Origin of the sequence: Actinospica robiniae DSM 44927, assembly GCF_000504285.1 — a bacterium.
Classification (GTDB): Bacteria; Actinomycetota; Actinomycetes; order Streptomycetales; family Catenulisporaceae; genus Actinospica; species Actinospica robiniae.
In genome coordinates this window covers 6,282,103-6,302,494 of record NZ_KI632511.1, presented here as the reverse complement: position 1 = coordinate 6,302,494, position 20,392 = coordinate 6,282,103, and the positions used below count along the sequence as shown (strand labels likewise).

Sequence of the window (20,392 nt, the reverse complement as noted above, 5' to 3'; positions counted from 1 at the left end):
AAAACCGAGCGTGTTCAGCTGAATCGGTCGCGCAGTTCCCGCTTGAGCACTTTCATCGACGGGCCCAACGGGAACTCCGTCAGGAACTCGACCCGACGCGGGTACTTGTATTTGGCGAGGTACTCCTTGGACCAGCTGATCAGTTCCTCGGCGGTCAGCTCGTGCCCGTCCTGCAGGATGACGCAGGCGCAGATCTCCTCGCCGTGTACCTCGTCGGCCAGGCCGATCACGGCTACGTCCCTGACGGCGGGGTGGCGCAGCAACGTCTCCTCCACCTCGCGCGGATAGACGTTGAAGCCGCCGCGCAGCACCATGTCCTTCTTGCGGTCCACGATGCTCACGAAGCCGTCGGCGGACTTGGTGCCGAGGTCGCCGGTGCGGAACCAACCGTCACATATGGCGGCGGCGGTCGCCTCGTCGTTGCCCAGGTAGCCCGCGAACACGTTGTGGCCGCGGATCACCACCTCGCCGAGCTCGCCGCGCTCGACCAGCTCGATCCGGCCTTCGACCTCGGCCTTGGCGATCTCCACCTCCACGCCCCAGACCGCGTGGCCGACCGTGCCGGCCCGCGTGCCGAGCGCGGGCTGGTTGACGGTGGCCGTCGGCGAGGTCTCGGACAGGCCGTAGCCCTCCAGGACGTCGGCGTCGAAGATCTCGTTGAAAGCCTCCAGTACCGCGGCCGGCAGCGAAGCGCCGCCGGAGACCGCGATCTTCAGCTGCGGCAGCCGCTCCCGGCCGGCCGCCTTGCGCTGCTTCGCCGCCTGGACCAGGGCCAGATACATCTGCGGCACGCCGTGGAAGGTGTTCACGCCGTGCTCGAGCATGAGCTCTATCGCCTCGTCGGGCTCGAAGCGGGGCTGGAAGACCACCGTCGCGCCGACGCGGAAGATCGTGTTCATGGAGACGGTCTGGCCGAAGATGTGGAACAACGGCAGGCAGCCGAGCGAGATGTCCGACTTCAGGGTGTTGAGGCAGTCGAAGCCGTTGATCGTCGCGTTCATCACCATGTTGAGGTTGGTGAGGACCGCGCCCTTGGGCTTGCCGGTGGTGCCCGAGGTGTAGATGACCACGCACGGGTCCTCGGGCATCCGCGAGATGTAGGTCTGCAGCGGCTTCACACCGGCGACGTCGTCGGCCAGCTTCGGCACCGGTGCCTCGGCCGGGACGGGGCCCACGATGCGCACCGGGATCTCGGCCAGCGCGGCTGCCTTGATCGCGTCCTCGGCCCGGATCGCGTGTGCGATCAGGACCTTCGCGCCGCTGTCGCGGAGTATGTAAGAGATCTCCTCCGGCGTCAGCAGCATGTGCACCGGCACCACGACGCCGCCCGCGGCCAGCACCGCGTAGTACGTGCGCGGGAAATCGAGCACGTTCGGCGCCATCAGCGCCACCCGGTCGCCCGGCTGCACGCCGAGTCCGATCAGCGCGGCGGCCTGGGCGCGGGCTTGCTCCCACAGCTCGGCGTAGGACAGGGCCTCGGCCCCCTGGATCACGGCGGTCTTGTCCGGCGTCCGCCAAGCCGGTTCCGCGAGCACCGCGGCGAGGGAGAGCGTCATTGCCCCGTCCTACTCCGTCCTTCAGGTCCTTCTACGAATTGCCGTGAACGGCGCTAAAGATAAATCCGCGAGAGCGTTTCGGCTACTGCCGCGGGCTTTTCCGCGCCCTCGAGCTCTATGGTCACCGTCGTGGCCACCTGCAGCGCGTCGCCGGGCACGTCCTCGACGCCGGTGAGGGCGAGGTGCGCACGGACCCGCGAGCCGACCTTGACCGGGCTGATGAAGCGCAGCTTGTTCAGGCCGTAGTTGATCGACAGGCGTGCGCCCTCGATCGTGTAGACCTCCCAGGCCAGCGCCGGGATCAGCGACAGGGTGAGGAATCCGTGCGCGATGGTGGAACCGAACGGGCCGTCCGCGGCGCGCGCGGGGTCGACGTGGATCCACTGGTGGTCGCCGGTGGCCTCGGCGAACTTGTCGATCCGATCCTGCTCGATGGTCACCCACTCGCTGGTGCCGATCTGCTCGCCGACCATGCCCTTGAGCGAAGTCGCCTGCAGTGCAACAGGACTCATCGGTTCGCGCCCCCGTTCACCTGGATCGTCTGGCCCGAGATGAACGAGGACTCGTCCGCGGCGAGGAACGCGACGGTGGCGGCGATGTCCTCGGGCTCGCCGACGCGGCGCACCGGGGTCTGATCCGCGGCCAGCTTCTTGAGCTCCTCCGGGTCCAGGCCGACGCGGCGCGCGGTGGCGTCGGTCATGGCCGTGGCGATGTAGCCGGGGGCGACCGCGTTGACGTTGACGCCGTAGGGGCCGAGCTCGATCGCCAGCGTCGCGGTCAGGCCCATGACACCGGCCTTGGACGCGGCGTAGTTGGCCTGGCCGCGGTTGCCCAGCGCGGAACGGGAGGAGAGCGAGACGATCTTGCCGTACTTCTGCTTCACGAAGTGCTTCTGGCACTCGCGGCTCATCAGGAACGCGCTGCGCAGGTTGACGTTGATGACCGCGTCCCAGTCCTCGTCGGTCATCTTGAACAGCAGGTTGTCCTTGGTGATGCCGGCGTTGTTGACCAGCACGTCGACCCGGCCGAACTCGGCGACCACGGCCGCGACCAGGCCCTGGACCTCAGGGGTCTGCGAGACGTCGGCGCCGAAGGCCACGGCCCGGCCGCCGTCCTTGACGATCGCCTCGACCGTCTCCGCGCCGCGCTCGGCGGTCAGGTCGGCCACGGCCACGGCCGCGCCCTCCGAGGCCAGGCGGCGGGCGATCGCGGCGCCGATGCCCTGCGCGGCGCCGGTGACGATGGCCACCTTGCCCTCGAACCGGTGTCCCATGGGTCAGATCCCTTCGATGAGTACGGCGGTGCCCTGGCCCACGCCCACGCACATGGCGGCGAGGCCGCGGCGCAGCCCCTCCCGGCGCATCCGGTGGACCAGGGTGGTGACGATCCGGGCGCCGGAGCAGCCCAGCGGGTGTCCGAGGGCGATGGCGCCGCCGGACGGGTTGACCAGCTCGGGATCGATGCCGATCCCGTCCGTCACGGCCAGCGCCTGCGCGGCGAAGGCCTCGTTGAGCTCGGCGGTCTCGACGTCCGCGATCTTCCAGCCGGTGCGCGTGAGCACCCGGCCGACGGCGGGGATCGGGCCGATGCCCATCACGTCGGGGTGCACGCCCGCGGAAGCGCCGGCCACGTACCGCGCCAGCGGCTCGACGCCGAGCTTGGCCAGGCCGGCCTCGGAGGCCAGCACAAGGCCCGCGGCACCGTCGTTCATCGGCGAGGAGTTCCCGGCCGTGACGCTGCCGCCCTTGCGGAACACCGGCTTGAGCCCGGCGAGCTTCTCCAGCGAGGTGTCCGGGCGGATGCACTCGTCCCGGCCGACCGAGTCTCCGGCCGGACTCGTCACCGCCAGCACCTCGGCGTCGAAGTGCCCTGCGTCCCAGGCGGCCGCGGCCAGCCGGTGCGAGCGCAGCGCGAAGGCGTCCTGCCGCTCCCGGCCCACGTCGTACCGGTTCGCCACCTCCTCGGCCGTCTCGCCCATGGCCAGCAGGCCGTGCAGTTCCTTCATCTTCGGGTTCACCAGGCGCCAGCCGAGCCGCGTGTCAGCCATCTCCATCTTGTGCGGGAGCGCTTCGTCCGGCCGTGGTACCACGAATGGCGCACGGGACATCGACTCGACTCCGCCGGCGAGCACCACGTCCGCCTCGCCGGCACCGATCGTGCGGGCGGCGACGGTGAAGGCCTCCATACCCGAGGCGCACAGCCGGTTGGTCGAGGCGCCGGGCACGCTGTCGGGCAGACCGGCCAGCAGCACCGCCATCCGGGCCACATTGCGGTTCTCCTCGCCCGCGCCGTTGGCGTTGCCCCAGTAGACGTCGTCGATCTCGGCCGGGTCGAAGCCGGGCAGGCCGGCCACCAGGTCGCGGATCACGTCGGCGGCGAGGTCGTCCGGACGTATCCCGGACAGAGCGCCACGGAGCTTGCCGATGGGGGTGCGTCGGGCGGCGGCGATGTAGACGGGCTGCATGCGGATCAGGGCTCTTTCCGTACTCGGGTTCCGTACTCGGGGCTCGTGCTCGAAGACTCGCGCCGATGGCGGTGCCGACGCCGGCGCTCAGGCGATGGCGTTGATACCGGTGTGGGCGCGGGCGATCAGCAGCTTCTGCAGCTCGCTCGTGCCCTCGTAGAGGGTCATCACCCGGGCGTCGCGCACGAGCTTGCCCACCGGGTATTCGTCGATGTACCCGTAGCCGCCGAAGACCTGGAGCGCGTTGTTGGCGGCGCGCACGGCTGCCTCGGAGGCGAAGTACTTGGCCATGGACGACTCGCGGGCGAACTCCTCGCCCCGGTCGATCAGGTCGGCCGCGCGCCAGGTGAGCAGCCGGGCGGCGTCGACGTCGGTGGCGATGCCGGCGATCAGCTCGGCCACCAGCTGCCGGTGCGCGATCACCTTGCCGTCGAACTGGACCCGGGTGGTGGAGTGGGCGACCGCGGCGCGCAGGGCGGCCTCGGCTATCCCGACGCAGCCGGCCGCGACCGAGACCCGGCCCTTGGCCAGGGCGGACATGGCCACCGAGAAGCCCTTGCCCGCCGGCCCGAGCATGGCCGAGGCGGGCACCCGGACCTGGTCGAAGGACAGTTCGGCGGTGGCCTGGCCGCGCAGGCCGAGCTTGCCGTGGATCTCGGTGCGGGTGAAGCCGGCCGCGTCGGTCGGCACCAGGAAGGCGCTGATGCCGCGGTGGCCCGGCTCGCCGGTGCGGGCGAAGACCAGCGCGACCTCGGCCCAGGTGCCATTGGTGATGAACATCTTCGAGCCCGAGATCACCCAGTCGTCGCCGTCGCGCACGGCCTTGGTGCGCAGGTTCGCGGCGTCGGAGCCGTTGTCCGGCTCGGTCAGGGCGAAGCAGGCGAGCGAGCGTCCGGAGCACAGCTTCGGCAGCCAGTGCTGTTTCTGCTCCTCACTGCCCCATTTGTGGATGGACTTGCCGACCAGGCCGAGGGAGACCGAGACGATGCCGCGTACGGAGGAGTCGCCACGGCCCAGTTCCTCGAGCACGAGGACGTAGCCGAAGTGGTCGCCACCGGAGCCGCCGTACTCCTCCGGGATCGTCAGACCGAGGAAGCCGAGGTCGCCGAGTTCGTTCACGATCTTCCGGTCGACCAGCTCGGCCCGATCCCAGGCGGTGGCGTGCGGGGCGATCTCCCGATCGGTGAACTCGGCCGCGAGCCGTCGCAGCGCCTCGTGCTCTTCGCTGAGCGTGAGATCCATCGATCCTTCGTCCCTCGAACGTCCCGAAAACGTCTCCGCGTTCTCCGGCGCCACAAAACTTGCAGTGCTAGTTTTAGACTCTAACCCCCGAAGGGGCGGCGAGGGAAGGAAGGAGGGCTCGGCACGTCATGGCACGTCCGCGTTCTCCGCTGCTGAGCCGGGAGAAGATCGTCGAGGCGGCGCTCGCGCTGATCGACGAGGAAGGCCTCGGCGCGCTGAGCACCCGCAGACTCGCCGCGCGCCTCGGCGTGAGCGGCCCGTCGCTCTACAACCACTTCGCCACCATGGACGACCTGCTCGACGCGGTGGCCGACCAGGTCACCGCGAAAGTAGACCTGTCCGCGCTGCGCGATCTGCCCTGGGCGCAGGCGCTGCCGGAGTGGGCCCGCTCGTACCGCGAGGTACTCGCCGAGCATCCGAACCTGGTGCCGGTGATCGTGCACGGTCCCGGCCGCCGGCCCGCCGCGCTCCGGCTGGCCGACGAGGTCTACGGCGCGCTCGTCGACGCCGGCTGGCCGCCGCGTGAGGCCACTGAGATCGGCGCGCTGATGCGCTTCCTCGTCGCCGGCGCCGCGATGAGCTCCTTCGCCGGCGGCTTCTCACCCGACCCGGCGACGTACGGCACCGACTACCCGCATCTGAGCCGAGCTCACCTGCTCCAGGCGCGCTCGCGCGACATCGACAAAGGCGCGTTCGAACTCGGGCTCGAGACCGTGCTGGCCGGACTGGTCGCGCGGCGGGCCGCCGCCGATGAGCACGGGCCCGGGGACGCGCGGAGTATGTAGTGCGCCGCCGCGCCTCTCAGAGGTTCTCCCGCGCCAGCTTCTCCGACGCCATGACGGTGTCCGGGGCGCGGGCGCTGGAGATCTGCAGCGAACCGTCCTGAGAGATGTCCAGCGTGTAGCGCAGCGACGGCCAGCCGACCACGGTCACGTCGGAGCCGGCCACCAGCGGGATGTCGGCATGGCCGCGCTGATGGAACACCGCGATCGTCTTGCCCGAGTGCGCCACTGTCGTCGTCACCAGGGAGCGCTGCGCCGCCTCGATCAGACCGCGGGCCACCGTCTGCGCCCGGTCCATGATCGACCACAGCGGGCCGGGCTGGCCGAGCACCGCGCCGACCATCGTCACCGGCACACCGTTGACGACGCTCTTGGTGGCGAACAGCAGGCAGCCACCCGCTTCCGAGGTCGAACCCGTCTTGATGCCGATGTCGCCGTCGATGCCGAGCAGGTGGTTGGTGTTGCTGACGAGGCCGGCCACCGGCACCTGCGCCGACTTGAGCGCGACGATGCCCGCGAAGGTCGGGTCGTTGAGCACCTGCTCGCCGAGCATGACCTGGTCGTGCGCGGTGCTGCGGCTGTTCGAGTCGATCCCGGCCGGGTCCGCATATGTGGTGTGGCTCATCCCGAGCGCGTGAGCCTCGGCGTTCATCCGGTCGACGAACGCGGGCACCGAGCCGGCGTCCCAGGCGGCCAGCATCCGGGCCATGTTCCCCGCCGACGGCAGCAGCATGCCCTCGAGCGCCTGACGCTCGGTCAGCTCCTCGCCGGACTGGATCGCGATCCCGGATTCGCTGGCGTCGGCGCTGCGCGCGGCCGCGAACAACGCCGGGGAGACCTCGATGGTCGGCCCGTCCTGCCCGGCGGCGAGCGGATGGTCCTTGAGGACCTGGAACGCCGTCATGGTCTTGGTCACGCTGGCGATGGGCACCTGGGTCTCGGCCGGGCCGGACGAACCGATCGGGCCCATGCCGACGACGTCGAGGTAGGCCTCACCCCGCGCGGGCCAGGGCAGCGCGGGGGCGCGGCCGGCCACGGTGTATTCGGCGCCGATGACCTGGTTGAGCCGGACCGGGGCCCAGTACGCGCCCTTGGCCCAGAGCACGCCGCCGACCGCGAAGGCGAGCAGGAGCACGGTCACGGTGACGAGCATCCGGCGCGAGCGCTTCGTGCCCGTGTCCGGCTGGCTCCACTGCGGTGGGGAGGCTTCTTCGAGTTCGGTGTCGGCCACGAAGGCGACCTTGCCCTGATTATCCGTATGTGAACCAGTTCACTGATCCAAACGAGGGATGAGCCAAAGATCACCTAAGTCACCGGTACGAGAATTTAATCCCGTCGGCCCATTGCCTGTACTCGCCCTGTGCGCAAGAATAACTACTCCATGTGATCAGCGGCGGGGGTCGTCGATATCAGCACAGGATGAAGGAGGTGGCGTCGGCATGCGCGGGGGGTTCGTGTGGGATCCGGCGGGAGCCGACCACACGCTGGCTCAGGCCAGGACGGAACTGCGGGCCGGACGACGGGGACTGGCCCGGGACTCGCTGGCGCAGTGCCGCGGTGACGCGGCGGTGCGGTCGCAGCGCTCGCTGTTGCTCGGTTCCGTGGTGGCCGGCACCGACCAGGCCGAGACCTGGGTGAGCGAGGATCCGCAGGACCCGGATGCCCGGCTGCTCTACGCCCGGGTGGCGATGGTGCGCACGTTGCGCGCGGCCCGGGCCGGAGATCCGCGGGAGGGCGCGCTCGGCGCCTTGGCCTGGCAGGCGGCCCGGACGGCGAGCCGGTACGCGCCGGCCGATCCGACGCCGTGGGCCACCCTGCTCGCGGTGGCCCGACATCGTCCGACGCAGCCGCCGGACGAGCGTGATCCGAGTTCCACCGCCGCACCCCCGGGCCTCGACGTCGAGGGCCCGTGGGACCTGCTGGCCGAAGCCCAGGCCAGACGGCCCTGGCACCGCGAGGCGTTCCTGCGCCTGCTCGCGTATTTCCTCCCCCGCCACGGAGTCCGTGCGGACACGCTGTGGCAGGTGGTCTCGTGGGCCGCGGACGCGAGCCCGGCCGACGCCGACCCGCAGCTGCTGCCGCTGGCCGCCCGCGCGGAGCTGGCCCGGGCCCCCACCGGCACGACCGGCTCCGAACCGACCGAACAGTACGCCGCGTACGTCGCCGCCACCGTCTACGCGGACTGGTTCCCCGGCATCAGCCAACTGCGCTTCCCGCCCGTCGCGGATCTCTCCCTGCTGGCCCACGCGCTCGACCGCGGCGGCCTGCACACCGAGGCCGGCGAGGTCCTGGCCGTCATGCGGCCCTACGCCACGGCGTTCCCGTGGTCCCTGGACGGCGATCCCACCAAGGCCCTGCGCGCCGCCTACGCGCGCAGCCGCGTCCGGCCACCCTGAACCGCGCACCGCGCACGACTGCAGAAAACGGAAACCCCCACCCATGACACCCACCGAGACCACCCCCCTCGAAGAAGACGACAGCGCGCTGCACCGCCTCGGCATCCGCCGACGGCACGAGCGGCGGCTGAGCGCATCGGCCAATCTCTGCACCGGATTCACCTGCGTCGGCGTGCTCGGCGGCACACTGACCCTCTACGGGTACGGCATGGCCGCGGGCGGCCCGGCCCTGATCGTCTGGGCCTGGATGCTCGGCGGCGGGCTCACCCTGCTGGTCGGCCTGGCCCTGGCCGAGGTGTGCTCGGCGCTGCCCGACGCGGGCTCGCTGCACGTGTACGCCGGCAAACTGGCACGGCGCCATCCGCGCGCCGCCGCGTGGTGCGTCGGCTGGCTCAACGCCTGCGGCCAGATCGCGCTGACGGCGGTCGTCGACCTCGGCGCGGCGATGTTCATCGGCGCCTTCGCCGCGCTGGAATGGGGATTCTCGATATCCCGAGGCGCGTTGTTCCTCGTCTTCGCGGCCGTGCTCGTCGGCCACGCGCTGCTCGTCGTCTTCGGCGGACGCGAGTCGATCGCGGCCCTGGCCAGGTTCTCCGCCGGCTGGCAGCTTCTCGCCGCCGCGGTTCTCGTGGCAGTGCTCGCGATCAAGCCCGCCCGCTTGCAGTCGCCCGGCTTCGTCTTCAGCCACTTCGCGAATCAGACCGGCTTCGGAGCCGGCTGGTCCGGCAGTGCTCGAATATATGTATGCCTGGTCGGCCTGCTCGTCGTCGCCTTCTCGCTCTCCGGATTCGACGCCTCGGCCCGCGTTTCGGAGGAGACACAAGGAGCCAGCCGGTCGGCGCCTCGTGGCATCGTCGCGTCGATCGCGGCATCCTGGCTGGTCGGCTTCGCCGTGCTGACGGCGCTGACGTTCGCGATACAGGACTATCCGCGGGAGTCCGGCTCAAGTGCGCCGGCCGCGCAGATCCTTCTGGACGCAGCCGGACGGACCGCCGCCGCGACGGTGCTCGTCGCCGTCCTCATCGCCCAGCTGCTGTGCGGCCTGGCTTGTACCGAATCGAGCGCCCGGGTGCTGTTCGCGGTCTCCCGGGAGCGGATGCTGCCCGGATCAGGATTCTGGTATCGAGTGAACCGGCGCACCAGGACGCCCACGAACGCCGTCTGGCTGACGGCAGGAGCCGCGGCGCTGTCGGCGGTTCCCGCGCTCTGGGACGCGGACGCTTTCGCCGCACTGGCCGCGTTCGCAGCGTTCGCCTCCGGCCTGGCCGTCATCGTCCCGGTCTACCTGCGGTTGCGGCGGCGGGATTTCCCGCGCGGGCCTTGGCATCTCGGCCGCTGGTCGCCCCTCGTCGGCTGGATCGCAGTCGCGTGGACGCTGCTCGTCTCCGCGGCACTGCTCGCGCCGCAGGTCGCCCCGATCACGGTGCACAGCTTCGATTACGCGCCGGCACTGGCGATCATCGTGCTCGTCGTGGCCCGGACGCGTTGGTCCACCACGGCCCGAGGAACCGACATCCGCCCTTTGCGGCGCGGATATCCCGACGAACCGGGCGCCCTCGACGCTGAATTGTCGTAGCCGGTCTCGCGTGGAGGGCGCACGCGTGCGAGCCTGGAGAGGTGACGACTACCAGCATTCAGCGTGCCGAAGACCGATTCAAGACGAAGACGGGCTGGCTCGACTCGAAGCACTCGTTCTCCTTCGGCCGGCACTACGACGTGGACAACACCCACTTCGGCCTGCTGCTGGTGAACAACGACGACATCGTCACGCCGGGCACCGGTTTCGAGACCCACCCGCACCGCGACATGGAGATCGTGACCTGGGTCATGCGCGGCCAGCTCGTGCACCAGGACTCCGAAGGCCACAGCGGCGTGATCTACCCGGGCCTGGCCCAGCGGATGAGCGCCGGCCGCGGCATCATGCACTCGGAGAAGAACGACTCCTGGCGGCTGACCGGCGGTCCCGAGCACGCCGAGCCGGTACATTTCGTACAGATGTGGGTAATTCCCGACGAGGCCGGGAGCTCGCCCGGTTACGAGCAGCTGGAGATCGCCGACGAGCTGCTGCGCGGCGGCCTGGTCCCGGTGGCCTCTGGCCGTCCCGAGCACGCCGACGAGGCGGCCATCCGGATCCGCCAGAAGGACGCCACGCTGCACGTCGCACGGATGGAGCCGGGCCGCACCGTCACCCTGCCGAACGCCCCCTACGTGCACCTTTTCGTGCCCAGCGGCACCGTCGAGCTCGAGGGCGCGGGCACTCTGGGCGAGGGCGACGCGGCCAGGATCGAGGACTCGGCCGGCCAGCGCGTGACCGCGGGCCCAAGCGGAGCCGAGATCCTCGCCTGGGAGATGCACGGCAAGATCGGCTGAGCCGGCCGCGGCAGCGGATCATGCGGGCGAGTGACGGGCAACGGAGCAGCTACGCCGCACTAAGGCGAAGGCCGAAGCCTGCTTGCGATTCCCGGAAAATTCCCGACCACCGGCTGCGCCGGCCCGTCGTCCGCCCGGCTACTGAACGTTGCTACTCAACTCCAGCTCAGCCAGGTCGACGCCGTGTTCCTCGGCGATCTCGACGAGATAGCGCATCCGCTGGCTATAGGCCTTGATCGCGCCCGGCTCGTCCTCGGCCTGGGCCTCCTGCAGGGCTCGGTACGCGTCGGCCACCTGCTGGCGCAGCTCCGTTTCGAACTCGCTCACCTTCGGCTCCCTTTTCTCGTCCACCTCCCACGATTCCCCTCCTGGCTGACGCCAAGCTGAGGAAAGAGGCAAAATTTCCGACAAGAGATGGCGATCAGATGGCAGGCCGGCGGTCTGGTACGGCACGCCCCGGAGGGCGAAACGCCGCGAAGGTCTTGTGACCCACCCCGTCTGAGCCAACACTCTGGGCATGAGAACACGAATATCGCCCCGTCCGGCCCGGCTCGCCGGTGTCGTGGCGGCAGGCGTGCTCACCGCGTTCGCCGCCATACCCACAGCCCAAGCAGCCACCGCAGACTCCGCCGTCCCCGCCGGCACCACCGTGCACTTCCCCGGCCGCCCCGAGGTCGGTGCCCTCTTCGACGCTCCCGACTACACCGGCCCCGACGCCGCCCACTTCTGTACCGCCAGCGTCATCGCCAGCCCGCGCGGCGATCTCGTCCTCACCGCGGCGCACTGCGTGTACAACGCGTCGAAGAAGACGTACACACACGCCGCCATCACCTTCGCCCCCGGTTACGACGAGGCCCCGCGCGCGGACCTCGGCGGAGTGTGGAACGTCGAGCGGATCGACGTCTCCCCCGGCTATCTCGCCGACGGCGACACCGAAAGCGACTACGCGATCCTCGTCATCGCCCCGCAGAACGGCCACGAGATCCAGCGCTACACCGGCGCTCTGCTGCCGACCATCGCCACGCTGCCCGAGCCGGTCCAGGTCGTCGGCTACAACAACCTGGAGTGGGACGCCCAGGGCAACGAGGCGATCGAATGTCGCGCTCTGGCCTTCGAAGAGACCGACGACAGCGAGCCCTACGCCCGATTCAACTGCCCCAACTTCCAGGACGGCAGCAGCGGCGGCCCGTGGATCGTGGGCGGCACGAACCTGGTCATGGGCGTGATCGGCGGCTACGAGCAGGGCGGCGACACGCCGGACTGGTCCTACTCGGCGCTGTTCGGCCCGAGCATGCTGAAGTTCTACCTCGCGACCGCCTTCGGCAGCTGATCAGCGAGGCTCGACCACGGAACGCAGAGCCTCATCGCTGCGGCCGACGACGGCGTGCCCGTCGTCGGCCGTGATGATGGGCCGCTGAATCAGCGTCGGATGCCCAGCCAGCGCCTCGATCCAGCGCTCCCGGTCCGCCCCGGTCTTCCCCCAGCCGCTGATCCCGAGCTCCTTGGCCACCGCCTCCCCGGTCCGCGTGATGTCCCAGGGCTCGAGCCCGAGCCGCTCCAGCACCTCCCGCAGTTCCTCGGCCGTCGGCGGCTCCTCCAGGTAGCGGCGCACGGTGTATTCGGCGCCGGCCTCGTCCAAGAACTCGATCGCGGTGCGGCACTTCGAGCAACGGGGGTTGATCCAGATCTCCACCGCGCCAGTCTAGAGATGCACTGCCGTCGCTACTTCTCCCCGTGCAGCGGATCGCGCTTCCGCTCGGCCAGCACACCGAAGAACACGGCCGAGACGACTCCGACGGCGGTCAGCAGCTCGGCCCAGAAGAACGCGGCGTAGTCCAGCAGGCAGCCGATGGGCGGCGTCCCAGGAGCCACATTGCGCAACGCCGCGAGGGCGAAGAGCGTCGCCGCCATCCACCCCAGCGCCGGCCACACCAGCCCCCGCCGCCGCGACACCAGGATCCAGGCGCCGGCCACGACCGAGAGCCCCAGCGCCCACATCACGATCATCATGAAGATCGCCATGATCTTGGTCCCCTGCGCCCGAGAGACATGCTGGACCTGGTCGACGATGTGATTGCTCGTGCGCGAACTGACCGTGGCGAAATGAAAGAAGGGGTCGATGTCGCTGAACGTCATCGCGATCGGCACCTGCTCACCGTCGACCACCGCGGCGAAGGCGATCTCGGTGTCGTAGCCGTCGAACGGATAGTCGGAAATCGTCCCGTCGTACAAACCCATGTCCAGGTCCTGAGCCGCCGCCGACCGCCCCGCGGGAAACTGCACCTCGGACTGCGTCGGCGAGGTCGAGTACAGGGTGATCTGCTTCGAAGGCGCGTTGACGCCGCCCGGCGAAGCCAAATCGCCCAGCGGGACCACTTGGACCCGCAACTGCACCCGCCGCTGCACCGCGCTGACCTGCTGAGCCGTCACGAGCAGCTCCACCCGGTTCGGAGCCGAAGCATCGCCGATCACATCCGCCTGGTGCTCCACCGCCCGCCCGTTCACATACAGCAAGATCCCGCCAGCACACAGCGCCGGCACAACCAGCACCGCCGCCACCCGCCTGACCAGCGCGAACCCGCCTTGCACCCGTCCAGTCTCTCCCCGCCCCCGCCCGCGCCGCACCCGACCAGCGACGAACGGGCGAGCATGGCCGCCCGCGGATCGCCTCGCGGCTTCATTTTCGGCGGGAGGAGACCGGCTCCGGCGGATGTGGACGTGGCCGTGCCCGCGCCGGACGAAGCGCCGAAGGCTCGGACTCGTCCGGGTCCCGCGCGGAATTGAGCCCGACCGCACAGCCGACGATCACCGCCCCGCCGGCGAGTTCCCACAGCGAGGGGACCTGGCCGAAGAAGGCCAGCCCGAACACCAGGCCCCACACGCTCTCCAAGGTGAGCAGGTTGCCCGCGCGAACCGGGTCTACATGCTCGAACGCGTAGTTGATCAGAAACAGATTCAGGACGTTGAGCGCGCCGCCCACGATCACCGCGATCCACGGCAGCATGCTGCCGTCGGTCTCCAGCCGCGGCAGGCCTTCACCGTGGGCCAGGGAGAGCAGCGCGACACACACCGCACCCGCGCCGACGGTCAACTCCGTGATCTCGGCGTTGTTGAGGGTGCCGTCGTGCCACGGCCGTCCGATGTAGCCGACCGCGAGGGCGAACATCGCGATGAGGGCGAGCAGGTCACCCTGCCCGACCGAAGAGAGCGAGGTCAGCCCACCACCGGAAAGCGAGAGGAGCGCGGCCCCCGCGGCCGAACCCAGCACATAGAGCATTCGGGTGCCGGTGACGCGCACGCGGCGCAGCATGAGGCCGAAGGCCGAGACGAACGGCAGCGCGGCGATGAAGGAGACATCGCCGACCGGAGCGAGCGTCGCCGCCTTGGAATAGAGGACCGTGCCGATCATGTACATCAGTGCCATGCGCACGGCGATGACGCCCCACTCGCGCAGACTGACCCGCAGCACGACCCGCCAGCGGATCGACCGGCTGAGCGCGCATGCGCCGATGGCGAAGGCGACCGCCGAGCGCAGGTACACCTGCTGCGCGACCGTGAAGCCGGTACCGAGGTACCGGGCGAGCACGGTGAGCAGCGCGAAGGAGAGCGCCAGAAGGACGAGCACTGCCACGCCCCGCGCCTGTTCGGCGCGGTAGCGAATCTTGGGAACCGGAAAGATGTCGATAGAAGGCAGCCTACCCACGCCCCACATGGGACGGAGCGTTTCCATGAAGTGGCTGTGCAATTGGCTCATGAGAAAACCCGAGTCTGTCCGCTCGGCGGGTGTTCGACGCCGAGACACGAAATCGTCGTACCATCAGGTGAGTGATCTGACTTCAGTGTTCGGAGTCAAGGTCGATCACTGGCATTGATCGTGCACGCGGCCATCAGGTGCGGCTACGTCGTCGCCGCACCGCCCGCCGCCTTCCCGGGCGTTCGGCTGGACGTCCATCAGCGCGTCCGCCGGGACGCCCGTCGTGACTCCCACCGGCCCGGATGGCGGTCCGGCCGGCCGCTCCCGGCGCGAGAGCGACTCCGCCAACAGCCAGGACGCCGCCAGCACCGGCACCGGCACGACGTACTCGACCCACGTCCCGCGGATGAGCGTGCCGAACGCCGTGAGAATGATCGGAATCAGCTGAATCATCTGCATCACGAATGAGACGTGATCATATCCATTGGCCCGGCGCGTGCCCTCCGTCGGACTCTCAGGACGCGGATGTGCGGCCGAAAGCCGCAGCTCCTCGGCGCGGTCACCGGAAGAGCCCGGCTCGGGTCGGTCATATCGATCCTGCATGGGGCCAGAATGCGGCCGTCGCCATGCGGCGGACCACTGTCCGCCGGCAACTCTCGCCCAGCGTGAGTTCTCTGCACGCGGCACGTGCAAAGCGTGGTCACCGCATCGACACTCGCCTCGAGACGGGCCTAACATCCAATCGAACCCGACGAAGCTCTCCTCTCCGTCCCTTCTCGCCTGGCGGACGGAGGCCATCCCGAGGGAGCAATAGCCATGGCGAACGACAACCAGGAGATAAGGCGCGCACGTAAGATCGCCGCCGAGACCGAGGCGGCCGGCGGCTCACCCTGGAACGCGGTCGAGGCGATAGTCCGGGACTGCGATCTGTCCATGCTGAGGGCACAGCGCATCGTCCATCGGCTCACGCTGGCGGAAGTGGTCGACCGGCTGAAGGAGATTCTCCGCGAGAACGGCGTGTCGTGCGGCGGACCGACACATCAGAGTGTCTCGCGCTGGGAAATGAGCCCGGATCCGCCCACGCACCAATACCTCGACGCACTGTGCCGTCTCTACCGCACGCGGCCCGACCGGCTCGGATTCGGCCACGACTACTCGCCGGTCGAGGAGACCGGGAAGACGGCGGAACCATCGGTATTCCAGCTCCGGCCCGCGCTCGCGCGACCCGTGCTCCAAGTCTTCAAGGAGATCGGCTCGGCCGTCGCCGTGCCGGGCCGGTCAGTGGCGAGCGCGGCGGAAGTGGCCGAACTGGAGGACAGCACGGAACGAGGCGGCTACCTCCTCTACTCGCTGACGCCGGGTGAGTTCATCGACGATCGGATGCAGGACTTCAAACAGGCGAACAGCATTCTGCTGGCCGACGGACTGACGGCCGGACTGCGGCGTCGCCTGAACCGTGTGGTAGCCAAGAACGCCGGCTTCATCGCGTTCACGTTCAACGACATCTCCGACTTCACCCACACGGTCAGCTGGCACCAGATGTCGCTCCAAGCGGCACGCCGGGCGGAGGACCAGGGGATCGAAGCGTGGATCATCGGCCATTCGGCGTACATGCACGCCTGCCACCGCGTCAGCCTGTCGCAGGGGCTTGGGGCGGCCCGCTACGCCCAGGCCGCCAGCGGCGGCAAGCCGACCTCGGCGAAGGTCTTCGGCCTGCTGGCCGAAGCAAACCTGCAGGCCCGGCTCGGCCAGCAGGTGGAGGCGATGCGCCTGCTGCGCGAAGCCGACCGGCTGTTCGCCGCCCTGCCCTCGAGCGCCACCGCCGACGACGGCATCGGCACCTCCGAGTACCGCCTGCGCTGGCAGCAAGCCGAGACGCTCAGCACACTCGGCCGCCGAGACCTGGCCGAGGCGGCACGCGACCGTGCCCTGGAACTGCCCAAGGCCAGCCAGGACCTGACCGGCTGGGCCCTGCTCGAAATCGACCGCGCCATCCTCCTGCTCCGCGAAGAAGCGGTCGCCGACGCGGCCGCCCTCCTCGGCGCGGTATGGCGGGAACTGCCCGACGGCCTCCGGAAAGGCCAGGTCCCGATGCGGATCATGCGCATCGTCAACGGCGCCAAGCCCTCGGTGCGCGAGGCGCTCCTGCGCGAAGAACCCACCCTCCCGGGCGGCCGCGTAGCCGGTCGCGCACGACAGAACGGCGACATCGGCTGACACGCAGAGCAGTGTGACGATGGCAGCCACGTTGCCATTCGGTGCCGTAGCAAATGTTCGAGGGCCGGTAACCATCAACTGGCTACCGGCCCCCCGGCCCCGTCGCCGCGTTTGCCCGACGCGGTCTGACAGTGTTTCCTCGGGCATCCAGTGCTAATCGAACTGAATGGTGATGCTCGCGCTGGAAGCGGTCAAGTGCGCGTCACCGACGTAGGACACCTGGTAGGTGACGTCGTGGGCGCCGGTGGGCGTGTCGGTGAAGCTGAACGCGCCGTCGGCGGCCGTGATGACATCGGGCAGGGCGACCGTCTTGCCTTGCGATGAGATGCGAGTGACGTGGAGGACTTGGCCCGCGGTGTATGGGGATGCGCCACCAAGGGTGCCACTCGCGGTGATCGGCCGGTGTTCGTGGACCCGAGTCGGCCCGGACAGCACCAGGGTCGACGCGGTCTGCTCGGGCTGGGCGATGATGTTCAGGACCGGATTGTTGCCATAGGAGTCGGCAGTGATGGCGAACAGCTGGTTTCCGTCGGGCGTCACGGCCAGACCGCCGGGTGCCAGATCCGTGTAGGCGGCCACGGGGTAGGACGTGATCGCAACCGGATTGCCCGGAGCGAAGACATAGATCGAGTCGCCGTAGTAGTCATCGGACCCTGCGATCACGGTCCCGTCCGCGGCGATGACGACGGAGTCGGGATAAGCCGCCGAGTCGTACTGGCCTACGGGACTGAGGTCGGAGACTTTGAGAACCTCGTGGTAGTAAGGCGCGCCGCTCGCCGTCACCACGTCCGAGCCGTCAGGGCTGATCTGGAGATCACCCAGGTTGCCCGCCGTCATGTCGAAGGACTGGGGAGCGAGGACCACGGGCACCCCGCTGGACACGTCGTAGCTGGCCAGTTCGTTCGGGCTCTGGCTCGGCTCGGCAGCGACCAACTCGCCGTCGGGATTCGCGGCAAGCATCGGCGCGATCCCCCAGGTGTCCGGGCTGGCGGCCAAGGTGACCTCGGCCGGGCTGGTGGCGGCGTCGATCGATCCGATCATGCCCTGGTAGTCGGACTCGTAGCTGAACCAGATCTTGCCGGCCGTGTAGGCGACGTACGTCGGGCCCGTGCCGTCCCCGGTCGCGTAGCGAGACGTTTCGGTCAAGGTGCTCGTGCTGATGGCGGAGACGGCGTCGGCGTCCGCGAGTGCCACGTAGACGGTGTCGCCGTCCGGAGACATCGCCAAGCCAGTGGCACCTGGCTCATTGTCGATGGTCGCGACCACGGCCCCGGCGAAGTCGGTGACCAGGACGGTGCTGTAACCGGTGCCTCCAGTGATGAACAAATGGTGGTGGACCGGGTCAATGAGCATACGCGAGTAGTGCGCGAGCGGCAGAGCCACCGACGCGGTCGTGGCGGCTGCCTCGGCCGAGGGAACATACAGGGTGCCGGCGAGCAGGGCCGTGCCCACGACAGCGGACGCGGTCCCGGGCAAAAGGCGCTTGACGTTCATCAGTGTTGAAACGCTCCTGTCGGCGAGTCGGGTCCGGAAAATCCCGAGCAACCCGCAGCGTAATGGACAACTTCGTGCTCTGATACTCCTTATTCGCAGCGGCTGGACATGGTGATGCCGCCGAAGCCGTGCCGTGGCTGGAGGACGATCTCGTGTTCATCACGTTGAACGGCACTGAGCTGGACGCGCACAACGTGTTGCGCTCCGACGCCGACGTGCTGGTCGAGGACACGTGATGGACCGGCTGCTCCCACGGGAACCCGAGCGATAGTGGCTCATCGAGCTTGACCGTGCTGTCAGGCTTTTGAGCGGCGTCTGGGTTGGGCGTGGGGTCCGCTGGTGTGGGTGGTGAGGTGTCCACGGGCGCGGCGGGTGGTGGCGGCGCGTGCGCGTAGGCGCTGGTTGGCGGGGTTGCGGTAGCCGTAGGCGGTGCGGGCGTCGGTTTTGATCACGCGGTTGGTGCCCTCGGAGCCCGCGTTCGTCACGCCGGTGGTGATCGCGGCGAGGATCTGCGGCCACCAGGTCGAGACGGTGCCGGCCAGCCGCGTGATCTCCGGCAGGCCGCAGGCGGCGGCGTTCTCGTAGAACCTGATCAGCAGAGCGCTGATCTGTGCCCGGTCCGGGTGTGTGCCGTGGAGTGCGAGCAGGTCCATCAGGTCTTCCTTGACGTTCCATGCCTTGAGGATCGGTATACCGATCTTCGCGGGCAGTGCCCGGAGGTCGTCGATCATCGGGTCCAGGTGCTTCGCGTGCATCCGTGTGCCGGCGCGGGTGAGCCTGTTTCTCAGCTCCCACTCCCGGTTGCCCTTGCGTCCTCGGCGTCCGCGCGCCTGGACGGTGACGCGGCGGCGTACCTCGGTCAGCGCTGTGTTCGCCAGTTGCGCGACGTGGAAGCGGTCGACCACCAGCGCCGCGTGCGGCAGGCTGGTGCGGATCGCGGCCTTGAACACGGTGCACATGTCGATCGCCACGACCTGGACTCCGGCTCGCCATTGCGGGCTCTGCGCCTCGATCCACGCCGAGAGCGTCTCGGCGGTGCGGCCCTCGACCTGCCCGAGCAGTCCGGCGCCGCCGCCGAGATCGACCATCCCGACGTGCCATTTATCGGCCACGACCTCCCACTTCTCGTCGCCGCCTTCGCCGGGCACGAGCCGGAAGCGCGCCTTGCCGCGCCGGATCTCGTCGATGCCCAGGCGTGCGACCTGCGGTGTCTCGGCCGGTAGCGCGAGGCGGGTGTGGGCGGCGAACGCCGTCTGCGCGATCGGCCAGGACACCTCGTGGTCGCGGGCGGCCTGGATCACGGTGCGCCCGCGGTCGGCCACCGCCGCTCCGATCGAGGCGCGAAGCCGACCGGTCAGCCGGGCACGCGGCGGGATCTGCGGGACCGACTCGGTGAAGGTCGCCCGCTCACAGGCGGCGTTGCGGCAGCGCCAACGCCGCTTGGTCCACGTCAGCGCCGTCCGGCGCCCTGCCACCGGCAGATCCCGTGGCCGGGTGCGCACCCACGAATGCGCGTGCTGTGAACGCATCCCGCAGCCGGGACAGCATCTGGCCTGCTCAGACGCGGTCACCAGTGCCAGTATCGGATTCTCGTCGTCATCGAGCATGACGCGCACGACCTGCACCCCGTCGAGTCCGAACAGCAATGTCGTATCGTTGACCAAGCCCGTGGCTCCCTCGCGATCACTCTTGTCTCAGCAACTCGAATGATCACAGAGCGCCACGGGCGCCTCTACTTCAGCAAGACCCTGATCTACGGGCCACCGAACGCCCTACACCTCAAGCACGGTCAAGCTCGATGAGCCGCGATAGTCACCCGGTTAGTCACCCAAAGCGATAGGGCCGGCCCAGGTATTCATACCTGGACCGGCCCCATCTGCATTTCTGCGGTGGACCTGAGGGGACTTCACCCGTTCCCAGTCGGCTGCTCCACTGACCTGCGCTTTCGCCAGCCGGAAGGCAGACTCCACTGGCGTGTTGTCGCGCCCTTGTCGCGATAGCCTCGGATCCGGGCGACGAATCGTCGCGAAGCCGCGAGGCGGCTCACAACCGGGTGCACCGACGAAAGTTGGTTCAGCTGTGCCGTCCAGATGATCCTTGGCAGATTTTCCCGCGCTCAAGGTGGGCATTTCCCGCCCCCGGTCCCGAAATGGTGAAGGTAGCGGAATCCGACCAGC

The 20,392-nt window shown here is 69.2% G+C and carries 19 protein-coding genes; 6 read left to right on the top strand and 13 right to left on the bottom strand.

From position 1 onward, the window contains the following. Nucleotides 1-14: 14 nt before the first annotated feature. From ACTRO_RS26940 to ACTRO_RS26920, 5 genes are all read right to left on the bottom strand, one after another. The gene (locus ACTRO_RS26940; protein ID WP_034267463.1) at nucleotides 15-1,556 is read right to left on the bottom strand and encodes a long-chain-fatty-acid--CoA ligase; all 1,542 of its coding nucleotides are present in this window, start codon (nucleotides 1,554-1,556) and stop codon (nucleotides 15-17) included. Nucleotides 1,557-1,609: 53 nt separating this feature from the next. After that, entirely contained in the window at nucleotides 1,610-2,068 is a 459-nt protein-coding gene (locus ACTRO_RS26935; protein WP_034267460.1) for a MaoC family dehydratase, read from the bottom strand. Beyond that, entirely contained in the window at nucleotides 2,065-2,829 is a 765-nt protein-coding gene (locus ACTRO_RS26930; RefSeq protein WP_034267457.1) for a glucose 1-dehydrogenase, read from the bottom strand. The genes ACTRO_RS26935 and ACTRO_RS26930 overlap by 4 nt, the downstream gene beginning before the upstream one ends. Nucleotides 2,830-2,832: 3 nt before the next feature. Continuing rightward, a complete protein-coding gene (locus ACTRO_RS26925; protein WP_034267454.1) occupies nucleotides 2,833-4,020 on the bottom strand; it encodes a thiolase family protein in 1,188 nt (395 codons plus the stop codon). A gap of 87 nt (nucleotides 4,021-4,107) precedes the next feature. Beyond that, complete coding sequence (locus ACTRO_RS26920) at nucleotides 4,108-5,262, bottom strand: acyl-CoA dehydrogenase family protein (protein WP_034267451.1); 1,155 nt, start codon at nucleotides 5,260-5,262, stop codon at nucleotides 4,108-4,110. A 128-nt stretch (nucleotides 5,263-5,390) separates the two neighbouring features. Between ACTRO_RS26920 and ACTRO_RS26915 the strand changes: the two genes are divergently transcribed. Further along, on the top strand, nucleotides 5,391-6,047 hold the full coding sequence (locus tag ACTRO_RS26915) for a TetR/AcrR family transcriptional regulator (protein WP_034267449.1): 657 nt from the start codon (nucleotides 5,391-5,393) through the stop codon (nucleotides 6,045-6,047). Nucleotides 6,048-6,063: 16 nt separating this feature from the next. On the opposite strand, the gene ACTRO_RS26910 is transcribed toward ACTRO_RS26915, so the two are convergent. Next, complete coding sequence (locus ACTRO_RS26910; protein ID WP_051451453.1) at nucleotides 6,064-7,275, bottom strand: D-alanyl-D-alanine carboxypeptidase family protein; 1,212 nt, start codon at nucleotides 7,273-7,275, stop codon at nucleotides 6,064-6,066. A 208-nt stretch (nucleotides 7,276-7,483) separates the two neighbouring features. Between ACTRO_RS26910 and ACTRO_RS48265 the strand changes: the two genes are divergently transcribed. From ACTRO_RS48265 to ACTRO_RS26895, 3 genes are read left to right on the top strand one after another with little or no spacing between them, the layout of a single operon-like run. After that, nucleotides 7,484-8,440, top strand: a complete 957-nt coding sequence (locus ACTRO_RS48265) for a hypothetical protein (protein ID WP_051451452.1) — start codon at nucleotides 7,484-7,486, stop codon at nucleotides 8,438-8,440. Between the two features lie 43 nt (nucleotides 8,441-8,483). Continuing rightward, entirely contained in the window at nucleotides 8,484-10,016 is a 1,533-nt protein-coding gene (locus tag ACTRO_RS26900; RefSeq protein ID WP_034267447.1) for an amino acid permease, read from the top strand. A gap of 41 nt (nucleotides 10,017-10,057) precedes the next feature. Continuing rightward, entirely contained in the window at nucleotides 10,058-10,810 is a 753-nt protein-coding gene (locus tag ACTRO_RS26895) for a pirin family protein (protein WP_034267444.1), read from the top strand. A gap of 138 nt (nucleotides 10,811-10,948) precedes the next feature. Here the strand turns inward: ACTRO_RS26895 and ACTRO_RS26890 are convergent, their stop codons facing one another. Next, on the bottom strand, nucleotides 10,949-11,137 hold the full coding sequence (locus tag ACTRO_RS26890) for a hypothetical protein (RefSeq protein ID WP_157436465.1): 189 nt from the start codon (nucleotides 11,135-11,137) through the stop codon (nucleotides 10,949-10,951). Between the two features lie 190 nt (nucleotides 11,138-11,327). Between ACTRO_RS26890 and ACTRO_RS26885 the strand changes: the two genes are divergently transcribed. Further along, nucleotides 11,328-12,140, top strand: a complete 813-nt coding sequence (locus ACTRO_RS26885) for a trypsin-like serine peptidase (RefSeq protein WP_084316544.1) — start codon at nucleotides 11,328-11,330, stop codon at nucleotides 12,138-12,140. Here ACTRO_RS26885 and ACTRO_RS26880 read toward each other — a convergent pair whose 3' ends face one another. The 4 genes from ACTRO_RS26880 to ACTRO_RS26865 form a co-directional block, all read right to left on the bottom strand. Beyond that, entirely contained in the window at nucleotides 12,141-12,503 is a 363-nt protein-coding gene (locus tag ACTRO_RS26880; protein ID WP_034267438.1) for an arsenate reductase family protein, read from the bottom strand. A gap of 29 nt (nucleotides 12,504-12,532) precedes the next feature. Then, nucleotides 12,533-13,399 (bottom strand): DUF4436 family protein, encoded by an 867-nt coding sequence (locus ACTRO_RS26875; protein WP_051451450.1) that lies wholly within the window; start codon nucleotides 13,397-13,399, stop codon nucleotides 12,533-12,535. A gap of 88 nt (nucleotides 13,400-13,487) precedes the next feature. Then, the gene (locus ACTRO_RS26870; RefSeq protein ID WP_034267435.1) at nucleotides 13,488-14,441 is read right to left on the bottom strand and encodes a DMT family transporter; all 954 of its coding nucleotides are present in this window, start codon (nucleotides 14,439-14,441) and stop codon (nucleotides 13,488-13,490) included. 228 nt (nucleotides 14,442-14,669) lie between these two features. Then, on the bottom strand, nucleotides 14,670-14,966 hold the full coding sequence (locus ACTRO_RS26865; protein ID WP_157436463.1) for a hypothetical protein: 297 nt from the start codon (nucleotides 14,964-14,966) through the stop codon (nucleotides 14,670-14,672). Between the two features lie 354 nt (nucleotides 14,967-15,320). On the opposite strand from ACTRO_RS26865, the gene ACTRO_RS26860 reads away from it, so the two are divergent. Then, a complete protein-coding gene (locus tag ACTRO_RS26860; RefSeq protein ID WP_034267429.1) occupies nucleotides 15,321-16,721 on the top strand; it encodes an NsdA family TPR-like regulatory protein in 1,401 nt (466 codons plus the stop codon). 153 nt (nucleotides 16,722-16,874) lie between these two features. Here the strand turns inward: ACTRO_RS26860 and ACTRO_RS26855 are convergent, their stop codons facing one another. Further along, on the bottom strand, nucleotides 16,875-18,215 hold the full coding sequence (locus tag ACTRO_RS26855; RefSeq protein ID WP_051451449.1) for a YncE family protein: 1,341 nt from the start codon (nucleotides 18,213-18,215) through the stop codon (nucleotides 16,875-16,877). A gap of 296 nt (nucleotides 18,216-18,511) precedes the next feature. Next, a complete protein-coding gene (locus ACTRO_RS26850; RefSeq protein WP_051450234.1) occupies nucleotides 18,512-19,879 on the bottom strand; it encodes an ISL3 family transposase in 1,368 nt (455 codons plus the stop codon). Nucleotides 19,880-20,392: the final 513 nt, after the last annotated feature.